Origin of the sequence: Vibrio sp. Vb2960 (genome assembly GCF_033337665.1) — a bacterium.
Classification (GTDB): Bacteria; Pseudomonadota; Gammaproteobacteria; order Enterobacterales; family Vibrionaceae; genus Vibrio; species Vibrio alginolyticus.
The window spans coordinates 99,217-115,413 of record NZ_JAWORD010000018.1 but is presented as its reverse complement, the minus strand read 5'-3'; the positions used below and the strand labels follow the sequence as shown (position 1 = coordinate 115,413).

The 16,197-nt window shown below is 45.4% G+C and carries 15 protein-coding genes; 11 read left to right on the top strand and 4 right to left on the bottom strand.

Features of this window, described 5'->3' with window-relative positions; translation table 11 throughout:
- Nucleotides 1-193: 193 nt before the first annotated feature.
- Nucleotides 194-1,051: a LysR family transcriptional regulator gene (locus tag R7O03_RS16425; RefSeq protein ID WP_005376559.1), complete on the bottom strand. Its 858-nt coding sequence runs from the start codon at nt 1,049-1,051 to the stop codon at nt 194-196.
- Nucleotides 1,052-1,192: 141 nt separating this feature from the next.
- Between R7O03_RS16425 and R7O03_RS16420 the strand changes: the two genes are divergently transcribed.
- The 11 genes from R7O03_RS16420 (at nt 1,193) to yegS (ending at nt 13,298) form a co-directional block, all read left to right on the top strand.
- On the top strand, nt 1,193-2,719 hold the full coding sequence (locus R7O03_RS16420; RefSeq protein WP_017635363.1) for an arylsulfatase: 1,527 nt from the start codon (nt 1,193-1,195) through the stop codon (nt 2,717-2,719).
- Nucleotides 2,720-2,825: 106 nt separating this feature from the next.
- Complete coding sequence (locus R7O03_RS16415) at nt 2,826-4,127, top strand: anaerobic sulfatase maturase (protein ID WP_262664961.1); 1,302 nt, start codon at nt 2,826-2,828, stop codon at nt 4,125-4,127.
- Nucleotides 4,128-4,212: 85 nt separating this feature from the next.
- Nucleotides 4,213-5,196, top strand: coding sequence for an AAA family ATPase (locus R7O03_RS16410; RefSeq protein WP_005376549.1), 984 nt, complete (start codon nt 4,213-4,215; stop codon nt 5,194-5,196).
- A gap of 12 nt (nt 5,197-5,208) precedes the next feature.
- Entirely contained in the window at nt 5,209-6,171 is a 963-nt protein-coding gene (locus tag R7O03_RS16405) for a DUF58 domain-containing protein (RefSeq protein WP_318131873.1), read from the top strand.
- A complete protein-coding gene (locus tag R7O03_RS16400; RefSeq protein ID WP_318131872.1) occupies nt 6,172-6,750 on the top strand; it encodes a DUF4381 domain-containing protein in 579 nt (192 codons plus the stop codon).
- Entirely contained in the window at nt 6,743-7,813 is a 1,071-nt protein-coding gene (locus tag R7O03_RS16395) for a VWA domain-containing protein (protein WP_318131871.1), read from the top strand. Before R7O03_RS16400 ends, R7O03_RS16395 begins: the two co-directional genes overlap by 8 nt.
- Complete coding sequence (locus R7O03_RS16390) at nt 7,806-9,536, top strand: vWA domain-containing protein (RefSeq protein ID WP_213877260.1); 1,731 nt, start codon at nt 7,806-7,808, stop codon at nt 9,534-9,536. The genes R7O03_RS16395 and R7O03_RS16390 overlap by 8 nt, the downstream gene beginning before the upstream one ends.
- Nucleotides 9,533-10,834: a BatD family protein gene (locus R7O03_RS16385; protein WP_258497568.1), complete on the top strand. Its 1,302-nt coding sequence runs from the start codon at nt 9,533-9,535 to the stop codon at nt 10,832-10,834. Before R7O03_RS16390 ends, R7O03_RS16385 begins: the two co-directional genes overlap by 4 nt.
- Nucleotides 10,835-10,883: 49 nt before the next feature.
- A complete protein-coding gene (locus R7O03_RS16380) occupies nt 10,884-11,309 on the top strand; it encodes a bifunctional diaminohydroxyphosphoribosylaminopyrimidine deaminase/5-amino-6-(5-phosphoribosylamino)uracil reductase RibD (RefSeq protein ID WP_318131870.1) in 426 nt (141 codons plus the stop codon).
- A gap of 172 nt (nt 11,310-11,481) precedes the next feature.
- On the top strand, nt 11,482-12,387 hold the full coding sequence (locus tag R7O03_RS16375) for a LysR family transcriptional regulator (protein ID WP_005376541.1): 906 nt from the start codon (nt 11,482-11,484) through the stop codon (nt 12,385-12,387).
- Between the two features lie 8 nt (nt 12,388-12,395).
- Nucleotides 12,396-13,298, top strand: coding sequence for a lipid kinase YegS (gene yegS, locus R7O03_RS16370; protein ID WP_017635356.1), 903 nt, complete (start codon nt 12,396-12,398; stop codon nt 13,296-13,298).
- Between the two features lie 81 nt (nt 13,299-13,379).
- Here the strand turns inward: yegS and R7O03_RS16365 are convergent, their stop codons facing one another.
- The 3 genes from R7O03_RS16365 to R7O03_RS16355 all read right to left on the bottom strand — a co-directional run bounded on the left by R7O03_RS16365 (nt 13,380) and on the right by R7O03_RS16355 (nt 16,155).
- On the bottom strand, nt 13,380-13,715 hold the full coding sequence (locus tag R7O03_RS16365; protein WP_318131869.1) for a NirD/YgiW/YdeI family stress tolerance protein: 336 nt from the start codon (nt 13,713-13,715) through the stop codon (nt 13,380-13,382).
- A gap of 15 nt (nt 13,716-13,730) precedes the next feature.
- The gene (locus R7O03_RS16360; RefSeq protein WP_318131868.1) at nt 13,731-14,378 is read right to left on the bottom strand and encodes an AcfA family outer membrane beta-barrel protein; all 648 of its coding nucleotides are present in this window, start codon (nt 14,376-14,378) and stop codon (nt 13,731-13,733) included.
- Between the two features lie 163 nt (nt 14,379-14,541).
- Entirely contained in the window at nt 14,542-16,155 is a 1,614-nt protein-coding gene (locus R7O03_RS16355; protein WP_318131867.1) for a VRR-NUC domain-containing protein, read from the bottom strand.
- Between the last annotated feature and the right edge of the window lie 42 nt (nt 16,156-16,197).

The following is a 16,197-nucleotide window of genomic DNA, read 5'->3' as shown; positions in this document are numbered from 1 at the left end:
GTTCTTTTAGTTGTTGATTTCATAACACTCTCCAATTTTGGGGGGTGGAAAGTGTCAACCTTATTTAGGACGGCACACACATCTAGAAAGAGGCTCATTAACGTGAGCCTCTTTTTTTATCTGTAAAATTCTATCTATTCAGGTTTGTAGAAAGCTTGATGACGAAAACGCCTAACGCTTCAATTGACAAGAGTTATAAACAAATTGGTTCGTAGTGGGCTGCCGTTAAGTTGGCTTTGATTTTTTCACGTAGAGCGATGTGGGCTGGGTTGTTTACCTCTCGCTTATGGTAGACGAACTTGTAAGGGATAGAGCGTATCGAAATGGGGCAGGGCAAAATTTGAAGTTTGAGCGCTTTGCTCCACTTGTTTGCAAAAGATTGAGACACGATCCCTAAACTGTCTCTTTGGGCGACATACAGCGCCATGCCCGCTAGCGAAGATGTGATCAAGTCGACCTTTCTTTCTTGAATTGTTTCCTTTGCTAGTTGCTCGAACCCCGACATGTTGTTCCATTTTCCTGAAAATAAACAGTGAGTTTCCTCATAAAATTGCTCTTTTGTGAGCGTGCCGTGTACACGGGGATGGTTCTCACGACAGATAACCACGGCTTCTTCCTCATAGGCATCTTCAATAATAAACGCTGCATCTTTCGTGATCACCGTATCGATTACTAGATCGACTTTTTGTTGTCTTAACAGCTCAAATAATAGGAATTTTTCGGGTGGTGATTCATAAAAAATAGTGTTCTTTATCGGGTCCATAATGTGCAACAAAATTTCCGAACAACACACTTCAAAATGATTTCTATCAGATATCGCATTGTCAATAATACTAACCGCTTGCTGGAATTGCGGCAGTAATTGATAAGCGGTGGAGGTTAGTGCGATACCTCGTCCTTTTTTAACGAATAATTGCTTATCTACGACTTGCTCTAAACGCTTTATTGCAGCGCTCACAGCAGGTTGTGTAAGTCCTAATTGTTCCGCGGCTTTTGTATAAGATTGAAACTCCGCAACAACAAGAAAAGTTTGGATCAAATTCAAGTCCATAACGTCACTCATAAATTTAATTTATAGGTTAACTAATTTTGACTGCATTTATCGCCTGAAATTAGTGCTTTATCTTATATCAACAATGGTATTGAAAAGCGAATACCGTTTTTTACGCACTAGCGAACTCTTGGAGATAATATGAAAAATGCGACCAAAACGAGCAGTAAAAAACTCGTACTTAACGCATGTACGTTAGCTTTGGGCGCTGCATCTGCAGTTGCACATGCAGCGGACAAACCCAACATTCTTGTCATCTTTGGTGATGATGTTGGTTACTGGAACCTTAGTACCTATAACCAAGGCATGATGGCGTACAACACGCCAAACATCGATAGCATTGCTAAAGAAGGTGCGAAGTTCACTAACTTCTACGCACAGCAAAGCTCGACAGCAGGCCGTTCTGCATTCATCACTGGTCAAATGCCTAAACGTACAGGTCTATCAAAAGTGGGCTTACCAGGCGCTCCGGAAGGTATCTCGGAAAAAGATCCGACGATTGCAACCGTGCTTAAACAAATGGGTTACGCAACCGGACAATTTGGTAAGAACCATTTAGGTGACCGAGACGAGCATCTTCCTACCAACCACGGTTTTGATGAATTCTTCGGCAACCTATACCACTTGAACGCAGAAGAAGAGCCAGAGAACGTGGATTACCCTAAAGATCCGGAGTTCAAGAAGAAATTTGGTCCTCGTGGCGTTATCCATTCTTACGCTGACGGCAAAATCGAAGATACCGGTCCACTTACGCGTAAGCGTATGGAAAATGTTGATGGTGAGTTTCTTGATGCCGCAGAGAGCTTCATAGAAAAGCAAGTAAAAGCGGACAAGCCGTTCTTTACTTGGTTTAACACCACTCGCATGCACAACTTCACACATGTTCCTGAAGAATACCAAGGTAAAACAGGTGCCGGTTTCTACGCGGATGGTGTTAAGCAGCACGATGACCAAATCGGTCAGCTACTTAACAAGATCAAAGAGTTAGGTGTGGATGACAATACAATCATTGTTTACACCACTGACAACGGCCCTATGGTTGATTTGTGGCCGGATGCAGGGATGACACCGTTCCGCTCAGAGAAAAACACTGGCTGGGAAGGGAGTTTCCGTGTGCCAATGTTGATTAAATGGCCTGGAAAAATTGAGGCAGGTAAAACATTCAACGGCATGATGTCATTAGAGGACTTTTTCCCGACACTAGTTGCTGCGGCAGGTGATACCAAAGTTAAAGACGAACTGCTAAAAGGCAAAAAAGTTGGCGATATGGACTACAAAGTTCACCTAGACGGTTACAACCAACTGCCATATTTAACGGGTAAGTCAGACAAATCCGCACGAAATGAGTTCGTTTACTGGAGCGACGACGGCGATCTTGTGGCATTGCGCCAAGGAAAGTACAAGTTCCACTTTATGATTCAAGAGAATGAAACGGGTATGGATGTATGGCGTAAGCCGTTCACTAAACTTCGTGTGCCACTGATCTTTGACTTGAGCATTGATCCATTTGAACGAGGCGATCAAGGCATGGGTTATTCTCGTTGGATGTACGAGCGTTCATTCTTAATGATGCCAGCAATGGATACAGTGAAAGAGGTGATGGGTACATTCAAAGAATTCCCGCCTCGTATGGAAGCAGGTTCGTTCGTACCTAAGTCTTCTAAGTAAATTAAGATTATATAGCGCTTTTTGGAGCGCTATATACCCAAATAGCTTCACTTTTGCTGTACAGCGCTCACGAGGTTATTTGGGTATATGTAATAGTGAGAAACGTATGAGTAAGATTTCCCCTCGCCATTCTACTACCATGCCTATTGTTCCTCTTAAAACGGCTTCTAAAGCACCAGTTTCGGGCGCGTATGACCGTCGATTCCATGTGATGGCAAAGCCAGGCGGAGCAAAGTGCAACATCGATTGTCAGTACTGCTTTTATCTGCATAAAGAAAATCTACTGCACCAAGAAAAGCAGCCAAAAATGGACGACGCAACACTGGAAGCGTTCGTGAAAAGCTATATCGAAAGTCAGGATGGCGAAGAAATTGTATTCTCATGGCAGGGCGGGGAACCGACGCTGCTTGGGTTGGACTATTTCCGCAATGTCGTAGCTTTGCAAAAGAAATATCAGCCGAAAGGCGTTCGCATTGAAAACGACCTTCAGACCAACGGCATTTTGCTAAACGATGAGTGGTGTGCGTTTTTAAAAGAGCACAACTTCCTAGTTGGCTTGTCGATTGATGGACCACGAGAGCTGCACGACAAATATCGCAAAGCCCGCAGCGGTAAGCCAACGTTTGATCTCGTGATGAAAGCGGTAGATAAGCTCAAAGCGCATGGCGTGAAATTCAACGCGTTGGTCACGGTGAATCGTCACAATGCGAAATACCCGCTCGAAGTATATCGATTTTTAACCCAAGAATTGGGTGTGACTTATATTCAGTTTGCGCCGGTGGTAGAAGCCAACAACTTCCAAACAACCGCGCCGCAGTTTTGGAACGAACAGATGATCCCAACCAAAGGCAGTGATCTGGCTAAACCGGGGCATCCAATGTCGATTGTAACGGATTGGTCAGTCGATCCTGAAGACTGGGGACGCTTTTTAATGGCGACCTTTGAAGAGTGGGTGAATAACGATCTTGGCCGTGTGCTGGTTAATCTGTTTGAAACCGCGGTGGCGCAAGTAATGGGGAAACCGTCTCAGCTTTGCGTGACGGCGGAGTTTTGTGGCAAAGGGTTGGCGATTGAGCACAATGGCGACGTGTTCAGTTGCGACCACTATGTGTATCCAGAATACAAACTCGCCAACATTCATGAACACTCACTGAATGAAATGGCCTTCTCTACAAGACAATATACTTTTGGCATGGCAAAACGCGATTCATTGCCGACGTATTGTAAGCAATGCCCTTACTTGCCTTATTGTTGGGGTGAGTGCCCAAAAAACCGTTTGATCAAAACGCCGAATGGTGAGAGTGGTCTAAACTATTTGTGTTCGGGAATCAAAATGTTCTTTGATTATGCGTTACCGATGTTGGTTGGTCTTGCACAACTTCTCCAATCTCAAGAACCGCAAAGATAACATAGTGAATATAACCTTAAGTTATTTCATTTGTTCTTATACTTAACTATCGAAAAGACGGCTTAAACCATTGAAAAGGTATCCTATGAACCACGCACAACAAGCGATAAAAGAACTCATCGAACAAACAGAAAAAAGCGTCATTGGACAAAGCCACGTGGTTCGAGCTTTAGTCATCGGGTTATTAACAAATGGGCATATTCTGCTAGAAGGTTTACCGGGAACGGCAAAAACACGTTCCGTAAAATCGTTGGCGAACTTGTTAAACACCAGTTTTGGTCGAATCCAGTTTACGCCGGATCTTTTACCATCTGACGTGACGGGTACTGAGGTTTATCAAGAGCTGGATGGTAAGCCGCAACTCCACTTTCAACCTGGGCCCATTTTTAACAGCATTGTACTTGCTGATGAGGTCAACCGTGCACCTGCCAAAGTACAAGCGGCACTGCTTGAAGCCATGGCCGAAGGCACAATCACAGTAGGCGATAAAACTCACGTATTGCCAGACTTATTTATGGTGCTTGCAACGCAAAACCCAGTAGAGCAAGAGGGCACGTACCCACTGCCAGAAGCGCAAATGGACCGCTTTATCATGAAGGTTACCGTCGATTATCCAGAAGATGACGCAGAACGTGACATCATTCGTTTGGTGCGCAGTGAAGAATTGGGTGCGGAAACCAGCAGCGAAATTATTACGCCAAAACACATCGAGCCAGACGTGGTGCTAGAAGCGCGCCGTCAGTTACCAAACATCGTGGTATCAGACCTAGTGGAAAACTACATCGTTGCGTTAGTGATGGCGACTCGTAAGCCAGAGCGTTATGCTGATTCAAACTTAGCAAAATGGATTGAGATTGGCTCTAGTCCTCGTGCTTCTATCGCACTCGACAAATGCGCTCGTGCGTATGCGTGGATGCAAGGACGTGACCACGTTACTCCTGACGATGTGCGTGCCATGGTTCCGTCTGTATTGGGCCACCGTTTTTCTTTGACCTACGATGCACTGGCAGATGGGGTCGATCATCAACGAGTCGTACAAGAGCTGCTAGATTGTGTAGAAATTGGGTAAGTGGGAGGCATTATGGCTAAGCCAACTCTTGCGCCAAAATCACAGGGGATGGATCCCCGTTTGTACTGCGATTATGCTCGTTTAGTACGTCTGCAAGCACAAGCAGAATCATTCAGTTTACTTCCTCATCTAAAAGCGGGTAGCGTATTCTCTGGCCGACACAATTCGTTGTTTCGCGGTCGTGGATTGAACTTCGAAGAGCTGCGCCATTACCAATTGGGTGACGATATTCGTAACCTTGATTGGAAAGTTACGATGCGTACAGGTAAGCCGCACGTGCGCAGCTATACAGAAGAAAAAGATCGCAACGTAATCGTGTGTGTCGACCAGAGAAGCACAATGTTTTTTGCTTCGACGCAAGTAATGAAATCAGTTGTCGCGGCAGAGATCGCAGCGATGTGTGGGTGGCGAGTATTAAAAGATGGCGACCGAGTCGGTTTTGTCATCGCATCCCCGCAGGCGTTGTTTCACAGCAAGGCACAGCGTTCGCAAAACGATCTTCTGGCGCAACTTAAACGTCTCGCTAAAGTCAATCAATCGCTCAATGTGGACTCCTGCAATTCCGAAAAAGTAACGTTCAGTCAATGGATTGAGCTTATTAAACGCATGAAGCCCAAGCAATCCACTTTGATTTTTATCAGCGACTGGAGCGACTGCGAGGAGCACCACCTTGATCACCTTAAACAGCTACAACAGCACAACGATGTTCTTGCAGTGATGGTCAGTGACCCATTAGAACAAGCGCTACCAGACGATTTGGCAAAATCGAAATGGGTGGTTGGTGATGGGCAGTATCAACTCAATTTAGACAGCAAAGCAAAGGTAGAAGCTGCGAGCGCAAAGCTTGAGGCTCGAACTAGCTTACAGCGTCAATCACTCTCTCAACTTATGGCGATGAAACACCTTCCGCACATCGAACTCGATACGACAGGTGAGCACATTAAACAATTCCAAAAACTGGTAGGAGGGCGTTAAATGAGTGAGCTTCCTACGCCTCCAAGTACCTACATACTCAGAGAGCTGCATGATGTGGCCGTACCATCTAGCGTGAGTTGGTACCCGCAAACTATTGGCTGGAAAATTTTAGCGGCGGTTGCGTTCATTGCATTGGTATATTTCGCATATCGCTTGGCTCGGCAATGGTGGCATAATCGTTACCGAAAAGAAGCACTACTGGCGATTTCGCAAATCAACCCGAGCGACAAAGACATGCCAAAAGTATTGTTCTCTGTGCTTAAAATAGTGCTGATTCATATTGATAGCCGCAACGCGAAATTGTTTGATACCGCCTTTCTGCGCAAGCTCGATGCGCTGTATCCGCAAACCAGAGACTCTCAAGCAAACTCGCAAATGGTTTTTAACGATGAGCTTTCAAAGTGCTGGCTACAAAGTATTGTTGACCCAAGCGTTACGCTAACCAACGAAGAGCGAGTAACGCTTATTGCTCGTGCGAAAAACTGGGTGAGTGAGCACCGTTGTGATGCTCAAAAAAGCGCGGCAAATAAATCACCACGATTGAAACGCAAAGCACATCAGGGAGGTCAACATGAATGATCTTCTTGCATCGATAACTGGTTTGTCTGGTTTTGAATTTGCTCACCCAATGTGGTTTCTGGTTTTGCCCTTGCCGTTGGTGGTGTACTACTTGGTGCCCGCATATCGCACTAAGCAAATGGCGATCAAAGTGCCGTTTTTTAGTCAGCTGGTGGAAGCGATTGGCGAGACGCCATCAGAAGGTGCAAGCCAGTTGACCCCGAGTTGGTGGCAACGAGCAACGTTAATTCTCTCATGGCTTTTGGTGGTGTGTGCGATGGCAAAACCCACCGTGTTAGGCGAGCCTCAAGTTCGCGAGAGTTTAGGCCGCGATGTGATGGTGGTGGTGGATCTTTCGGGCTCCATGGCCGAGCCAGATTTCACCTCACGTACAGGCGAAAAAATTTCTCGTCTTGATGCGGTAAAAGAAGTGCTGTCGGAGTTTGTTCAGTCTCGTAAAGGTGACCGATTAGGCTTGGTGCTTTTTGGTGATGCTGCTTTCGTGCAAACGCCATTTACCGCAGACCAAAAAGTGTGGCTCGAACTGCTTAACCAAACCGATGTGGCAATGGCAGGGCAGAGTACCCATCTTGGTGATGCGATTGGCTTAGCGATTAAAGTTTTTGAGCAAAGCGATAAGTCGCGTGGTGCTTTAGAACAAGACCAAAACCGTGAAAAAGTCGCGATTGTATTAACCGATGGTAACGACACGGGCAGTTTTGTTGAACCGATTGATGCGGCGAAAGTTGCGAAAGCCAAAGGCGTGAGAGTACACGTCATTGCGATGGGCGATCCGGAAACGATAGGTGAAACCGCGTTGGATATGGACACGATTCGTCGCATTGCGAAAGAATCCGGCGGTGAAGCGTTTGAAGCACTCAACCGTGATGAACTATCGGCTGCCTACGACGAAATTGGCAAACTGGAACCTCAACTTTACGAAAGCACCACATACCGCCCAAAACAAAGCCTTCATCATTACTTGATGGCGTTAGTGGTCATCATGCATTTGCTCGCGTTCAGCGTCGCAACACTCAAAAGAAGGGCTGTTACACGATCATCATTAGGAGAGAGCGATGTTTGATTCTCTTAGTTGGACGCAATTCTTTACGCAGTTTCATTTTATTCGACCACTGTGGTTACTGGCTTTGGTCCCCATGTTTTTCTTGGTGTGGTTACGCTGGCGAGAAGAAAGCAAGCCAAGCTGGAAGGATATTCTGCCCGAACATTTACGCAATGCTTTGACGATAGGTGAGCGAGGTTGGCGTAAGCAACTGCCGCTTAAGCTCTTGATGCTGATTGTGTTCATCGCCATTGTGATTTGTGCAGGCCCAACGTGGCAACGTGAATCTTCCCCCTTTGGCGAAGATAAAGCCTCTCTGCTGGTGGTGCTTGATAACAGCGAATCGATGCTGCAAAAAGATCTCCCACCAAGCCGCCTTGAGCGTTCCAAACAGAAAATACGCGATTTGCTAGCCGTGCGAAAAGGCGGAAAAACGGGGTTAGTCGTGTTTGCGGGCAGTGCTCATGTCGCGATGCCTATAACTCAAGACAGTAAAGTATTTGACCCGTTTTTGGCGGCCATTACGCCAGAAATTATGCCCGTGCAAGGTAAGCTTGCCGAAAAAGCTTTGCCGTTAATTGACCAACAATTGCAAGGTCAACCAGGCTCTACCGTTCTGTTGGTGAGTGATGGCGTTAATCCAGCCACGATTGAGCAATACCAAGCGTATTTCTCGGGCAAATCTTATCAACTGTTAATTCTTGCGGCAGGGAATGCTGACATTGTGAGTAACAACCCAATGGATTTGGATTCTCTACAAGAACTGGCTAGTCAGGCTAACGGTCGATTGGTGGAAGTGACCGTCGATAATAGTGATATCGAGCAACTGAATCGATACGTTGAGCGCAATATGCAGCTTAATGGCGAATCTTCAATGCCTTGGAAAGACATGGGGTATCAACTTCTGTTCCCAATCGCGCTGATCATGATGCTGTGGTTTAGAAAAGGGTGGTTAGTGCAATGGTGTGTGATTGCGATGGTGAGCGGTACACTGTTGATGCCGACCAGTGCAATGGCGGAGAACATTTCTGTTAAAGCCGAGCAGCCACAAGTTGTGCAAAAAGTGACGGCTTTCGACAAGGTGGCGCAATGGTGGTGGGATTTGTGGCTGACGCCAGACCAACAAGGACAGCGTTTGTTCAACCAACAAGCGTATTTAGAAGCTGCAAAACACTTTGTCGATCCATTACGCAAAGGGACGGCGTACTACTACGCTAGCGAGTTTGAACTCGCCCACAGTGCGTTTTTGGAAATGCAAAACGACCCGTCCGAAGAGGTTCGAGATTACGGTCTTTATAATGCGGCGAGTGCATTGGCGCGTCAGCGTGAATATTTGGCTGCACGTGACTTGTTAAAATCCCTAGCCAACAAGCCAACGTTAAGCGAGAGGCTAAGACCGGATGTTGAGCATAACTTGAAAGTGATTGGTGGTATTGTAGAGGACATCAACCGGATGAGTGAGAGTCAGGCAGGAACGGAGCAAGAAGCATCAACCGAGCTAGGCGATAACCCTCAAACCGCAGAAGGGGCGGATGAAAAAACGTCAGCGGAGTTGATGATTAAAGAGACGTTAAGTGCAGACGACATCTTAGGTAGCCAAGAATTAGCCGACAAATGGTTAAAGCGAGTCGAAGCGGATCCTAAATACTTCTTAAATGCGAAGTTTCAGATTCAATTGCGTTCAATAGAAACCGGAGAATCAACCTCTACTGCGAACGAAAATACAGAGGAGGCGGTGCAATGATGAAAAGCCACCGTTTTACGCACTTTGCTTTACCCTTGTGGTTAGTTATCTGTTTCGGTTTCCTCCTGAGCAGTAGTGTGTTGGCTCAAGATATTCGTGACGTTCAACGAGAGCATGGTGTTGAGTTACAAGCGTGGGTTGGTAAACAACCAACGGCTGGAGAGAAGCGGAAAACACCAAGTTTTAGCGTCAATGAGCAAGTTATTTTAACCATCGAAGTGGCAACGCCGCGTTGGTTTACGGGTGGTACGAGAATTGGCAATATTGAAATACCCAATGTTATCGCCAAACAGCGTAATCAACTAGCAACCAACTTTACTGAGCAAAAAGAGGGACAAACTTGGTCGCGTCAACGCTGGGAAGTGACTTTGTATCCTCAAGCTTCTGGTGATTTTGTGATTCCACCTGTCGCAGTGGGCGTTCAGGTGTCGGCGCCGGACGGCGAGAAGGTGTCAGGCACACTTTACACGCAGCCGATTAAGTTCAAAACCGTATTGCCATCGGGCCTGCTGAGTGGTGAGACACCTTGGTTTTCTGCAACAGATGTAGAGGTAAAGCAAGAGTGGGATACCTCCACTGAGTCACTCAAAGTTGGGGATGCAATCACGCGTAAAATCACCATTTCGGCTCAAGATTCACTATCTGTATTGCTACCAGACTTGTTGAAAGGAGAATCAACAACCCGTTATCAAGCGTATCCTCAACCCCACCGTTTGACAGATACGCAAACACGTGGTGATTACCAGTCAACACGCACAGAAGAGAGCGTGTACGTGATTCAACAAGGTGGTGAATTAACCCTGCCGGATTATGAGTTCCGTTGGTGGAACAGTAAGACTCAGCAAGTGGAAACGGTGATGTTAGAGGGCAAAACTTTTGCCGCGAAGCACACGTTGAAGTCCTTCATCAGAACGTACTTTGAATGGATTGTTTCCACGCTTGTGTTGCTGGGTTTTGTGATTATTTCATTGGTAGCCATTAAACGTTACTACCGCAACAGACCGACACCAGCATGGCTGACGTTCCACCGTTTGTTAAAGGCTAAACGTTGGTCTGAAGCAAGGACCATATTGTACAAACAATTGCGTTTAAATACGGCCGAGCTAGAAATGACCAAAGCCGATACGAGTGAATCGTGGCAAAAAAGTGCGTCGCGAATGCAAAATGGTGAAAATAGCGCTCATTTACTGAAGTCGATGTGGCGCAAAGTCCAGACCAAACAAAAACGCTTTAAATTCCGTATTCCGCGAGCGTTACCAGAACTGGACAAAGTCATTGGAAGAGATGGCAATGAATAAAACGGGGCGCTAATATAGCGCCTCGTTTTTATTAGAGAATAGAGTTCAAATGAGCCAAGAGTTTATGCGCCGCGCATTGGAAGTGTCCAAAAATGCGCTTCCTGAATGTCAACCCAACCCGCCGGTTGGCTGCGTGTTAGTGAAAGACAATCAAATCGTTTCTGAAGGTCATACTCAAGCGATTGGTGGCAATCACGCGGAAGTGGAAGCGCTGAATGCGTATCAAGGCTCGTTAGAATCGGTGACGGCATACGTTACGCTGGAACCGTGTTCGTTTGTTGGTCGCACGCCAGCTTGCGCGGTGACATTAGTCAAATCCGGCATAAGCAAAGTCGTCGTAGCCATATTGGACCCCGCCCCGCGCAACAGTGGTCGAGGTATCGAGATTCTAAAACAAGCAGGTATAGAGGTAGAAACGGGTTTGTGCGGCGAGGAAGTCAGCGAGTTTCTTACCCCTTACCTAGGCAAAGCCTAAGTCAAGCTTTACGTTGCACTATGGTGCCAGTTTATGTGGTGAATGAAGTGCGTCAAAATTGAGTTAAAACTCATTAAAACAAGCGATACCGCCCATTTATTGCACTTGGCTACGTGAAGGATCATGCTGTTAGATTAAAATAGAGAAAGTGACTTTTGAAAAATTTAATAGCATGAAACCGACCGACCTTAATCTTATTCCCATTTTCACTGCCATCTATGAAGAGCGTAACTTGTCTCGGGCGGCGGCGCGTTTAAACATCACCCAGCCTGCGGTGAGTAAAGCGCTAGCAAGGCTACGTGATATCTACGATGATCCATTGTTTCATCGTTGCGTTAAAGGTGTCGAGCCTACCTCGTTCGCGATGGATATTTATCCTGCTCTTCTAGCTTCAGTACAAAATTTCACTTCGACATTATCGGCCTCTAGTGAGTTTGACCCTAAAGTGTCGAATAGAGTGTTTTCTATTGCCTGTGTGTCCGTTGCAAGCTTTGAGTTGCTACCTCAAGTCATGAAACAAATCCGTGTGTCGGCGCCAAATGTTGCATTAGAAGTACATCCGCTTTTTACGGAAGATTTTGAAAGTGATCTGAGGTTACAACGATACGATTTGATCATTGATATCACACCAAGAGCAAGAACGGTGCTAAAACTGGAAACTGTACTTACCGAGCGTTTGGTGGTGGTATGTAGCGAAGCGCATCCACGCCTGAATGACGAGATTACGGCTGAACAATTTTTTGAAGAAGAACACGTAGTGGTTTCGCAGTGGCAGAGTCGTAAGAGCTTGTTAAACGCCGATGACATTGTCGACTTGGATAAGAGAAAGATTAAGTATCGAGCCTCAGGCGTACTAGAAATGCTCCCAATTATTTGTGGTAGTGAATACATTGGTTTAATGCCAGAGTCGATGATCAACTTGTTCAATAACACCTATCATGTTAAATCTTTATCAATGCCATTTGATGAACAAATGTATGAGCTTTGCACAATCTGGCATCCTAGTCGCACAAACGACAGCGCCCATCAGTGGTTGCGTTCACAGATTAAGCAAGCAGGAAAAGTCATCAACCAATAGGAAGTGCAATGAAAAAGACAATACGTGCCATCCTTAACGGAAAAAAAGCTGGGAATCCAGAGTTAAGAGATGCAATCATGAAAATGAGAGACAAAGGCATCGACGTGCAGGTGCGTGTGACGTGGGAATCTCAAGACATGCCGCGGCTAGTGAAAGAAGCGGTTGATGAAGGCATTGAACGTATTGTTGTCGCTGGTGGCGATGGGACCGTCAATGAGGCGGCTTCTGCGATTATTCAAATTGACAAAGAAAAACGTCCTGAGTTAGCCATTATTCCACTTGGTACCGCCAATGACTTTGCTACCGCTATTCAAGTACCTAATTCCATTAAGGCGTCTTTATCTCTTGCTGTTGAGGGGCAGTCCGCTTTGGTCGATTGCGTCAAAGCGAACGATCGCTGCTTTATTAACGTGGCAACAGCAGGGTTTGGTGCAGAAGTTACAGCAGAAACGCCTGTTGAACTCAAAAACTTTCTTGGCGGTGGAGCTTACACGCTAACTGGTGTTGTAAAAGCACTTGGCTTTAAACCATATGACGGAACAATAACGATTGAAGGTGGTGCGTATCAGGGAGAAATGTTGCTCGGTGCGTTTTGTAATGGGCGCCTTGCTGGAGGTGGGCAAGAGTTAGCTCCAAAAGCCATGATTAATGATGGGCTGATGGATCTAACATTGGTGCGCCCATTTTTACCTCATGAGCTGCCTAAAGTAATCGACGAGATCAATAACCCGAGTGAGAAAGGAGAGTTTGTGAAGTACACAAGAGCAAGCTGGTTGGAGATAGACTTCCCGAATCCATTGCCTCTTAATTTAGATGGAGAACCTTATCATTCGAGAACCATTAGATTTGATGTTCAGCCTAAGAGTATACGATTAGTCGTACCGCAAGATTGTCCTTGCTTGACTAGCTAAACGAGCGTTTTCCATGATTATTGCTTAACACAGCCACTAAAATGTGGCTGTGTTGTTTTTGTTGAGGTATTAGTCAACTTCTTAACGTTTTTGAACGGTCTCAACGTCTATCTGCGTAGCTGTCCAATCTGAATCAACCTCTCCTCGAATCATTACGGTATCTTTTGGTGTCACTTCTTGACCCATCCAATCTTCGTTGTCGATCTCTACTTCGATCTCACCAGTGTTGTCTTTGAACAAGTAAGTCTCGTTACCAAATGATTGAACAATATGCCCGGTTAGCACTACAGCGCTGTCGTCGGTTGCGTTGCGCGCCTCTTTCACCGTATTGATTGCACTGACTTCTGGACCATTAAACGCGGCGAAAGCCGAGCTTGAAAGTAGGGCAAGCATGGATGTTAAAAATACTCTTTTCATTATCCTCTCCTGATATTAGAAGTAATAAGTTGTGCCTACGTTAAAGGATGCAGTGTTTGCGTAGCTGTCTAGTTGGTATTTAGCGTTTGCGCCAATGGTGAGCTTTGACAACACTTGGTATTCCGCGCCCACAGAGAACATTGCGCCTAACTCGTTGCTCTTCTCAGAGCTATGGAAAAGCGTGTTGCTTATTTCCACATCGTCATTCGCGACAAGCTCATATTCTTGATGTTGAGCAACCTTGGCGTCGTATTGCGTGTAAGTTAAACCCGCTTTGAATTTTGTTGTCCATTTATCACTTAATGTATAGCTAAACACTGGTGCTAGCGAGACTTGTTTGGCTGTGATAGAGGAATCCCAATCCATTTCATGATGGTAATCTTTGCCATCAATTGTCTTGATACCAAGGTTCTTAGAACGGCCGTCATCAAGGTCAAACTGGCTGTAACCTAGCTCAATTGCCCAATTGTCATTAAACGAGTAACCGATAAAACCTGAGAAGATACCATCCTCAAGTTCTGGATTAAGTGTTACATTTTCAGATGAAAAGTGAGGTTCCAAGTCATGGTCAGTGGTACCTAGTCCATATTCCAGACCTACATAAGGAGCCGCAGATACCGAAACTGAGCAGGTAACGAGTAACGCAAGAATGGTTTTGTTCATTTTATTTTGCCTCTTCAAATCAACTTAATGAGTAGAAGCGCATTGTGTGTGATGAAGCGTGAAGTGATCGTGAAGAAACAAAAATATTTCAGAAAAAGAGCAAGGTGCGGTAAAAAAGAAATTGTTTTAATGAATATGCGCCAAGCTCTTTATATAAAGAGAGTTAACTTGCGGCGACGTAACACACCGCAAATGGCACATTAAGGCGAGTAAACTCTTTAATCCAACGCCATTGGTTATCCTGGAGTTTATCGCCCGGCCCTTTTACTTCAATCCATTCGAACTCGTTTCCTTTAAAAGCAATCAGATCAGGCATCCCATTGCGGTAAAGCTTTAGGTCACTCAATTGTATTTTAAATAGCGCCATCAACATGTTAGTTGGGATTGTATCGAGTGCTGTTTCGAGTAGTTCTTTACTTATTAAGCTCCAATGCACAAATGGATTGCTGATACCAAACTTCTCATCGTACTTTGTCAATAACGTATGAGTGTTACCCGTTTCCAATTCGTCAAACGCCGCATCTATCAAAGCTTGGCGCTTGGTAACAAAATCAGAATGGTACAAATCCAGAGGACGATGTTGATAGGCATTGATGAATGCGCCTTCGATGGGAGCGAAAATCGCATCCCAAAAAGTGAGACCAAGTAATGCATTAAGCAGTGCATTTTCGGCGTAAAATACAGTCCAGCCTAAGGACTCAAAATACGCTTTGCTGGCGAGTTCGACTCTCTGTTGAGATAAATCCAGTTCAAGGCGGTATTCCGTACAGGTTGGCTTCGTCACTCTTGGCACTTTCTCGCCTTGTTTTCGTTTTAACCGTTGCTCAAGTTTTTGTGCAACTTCGAGCTCAGACACATCGATCGGTGAGTTAAGCATATCTGTGACAATGTCACCAAATAAATCATCATGGTTTAATTTGTCATAGATACGTGCGCGTCGTTCTCGGCTCGGTGTGAGTTGAGTTTGGCCAAATAGAGACAGGGCGGTCTCTAGATCATTAAGCCGTTCGTAATCACGTGCTATGTCATTCAACATGTGCTCGCGTTTACGATCTACGTAACGGTGTTTAACGGGCTGAGGCATTGCCTCAATTAATAAGTCGAGATTGGCTTTGTCTTTTCGGTCAAATTGCCAGTACAGGTTGGCCAACTGGCTCAGTTCAATTAAACGGTCTATTTGCTCACGTGAATCAAAGAAACGGCGCACTTTACTCAATTGATATTGCTCGAACTGATGCAAACCTAAGTCATCAAGCACAAACTGACTTAAGTCTTGATGGGTGTTGGCAAAAAACAGAGTGAGCAACACGTCGATCATATGAACTGAATTGAGTTTGACGATCGTAAACTCAAGCTTCTCTATACGATCAAATTCCGTATTACTCAAACGTTCGACAAGGGCGTCTTTCTTGAGTGATTTCGGCAGTTCGGGATAAAGCGCAGAGATTTCTGGTTTGGTCAGTAAATTGGCCGCTAACTCTTGATGAGAAAGGGGTGGGGAAAGGGCTACAAACTCATGTTGACTCAATTCCGCCAGCGCTTCATTGATAGAAGGTATTTCTTGATAACTCAGCTTATCACTTCGAAACCAACATCCCTTTCGGCTGTATAAACGTACCAAAAGGCACTGGGCGTGTTTGCTCAAAGAATCAAACGAGCAAAGCCATGCGTGTTCTTCCTTGGTCAGTAAATCGCTGTACCAAGTTACTGCGTGATGAGTCAGCTTAAAGAAGTTCTCTAGATAGTAGTCTGGTGCAAGTTCGATAGGGCTTTCCATAAACGACCGATAACAAAAAAAGGCTTAACCCATAGGTTAAGC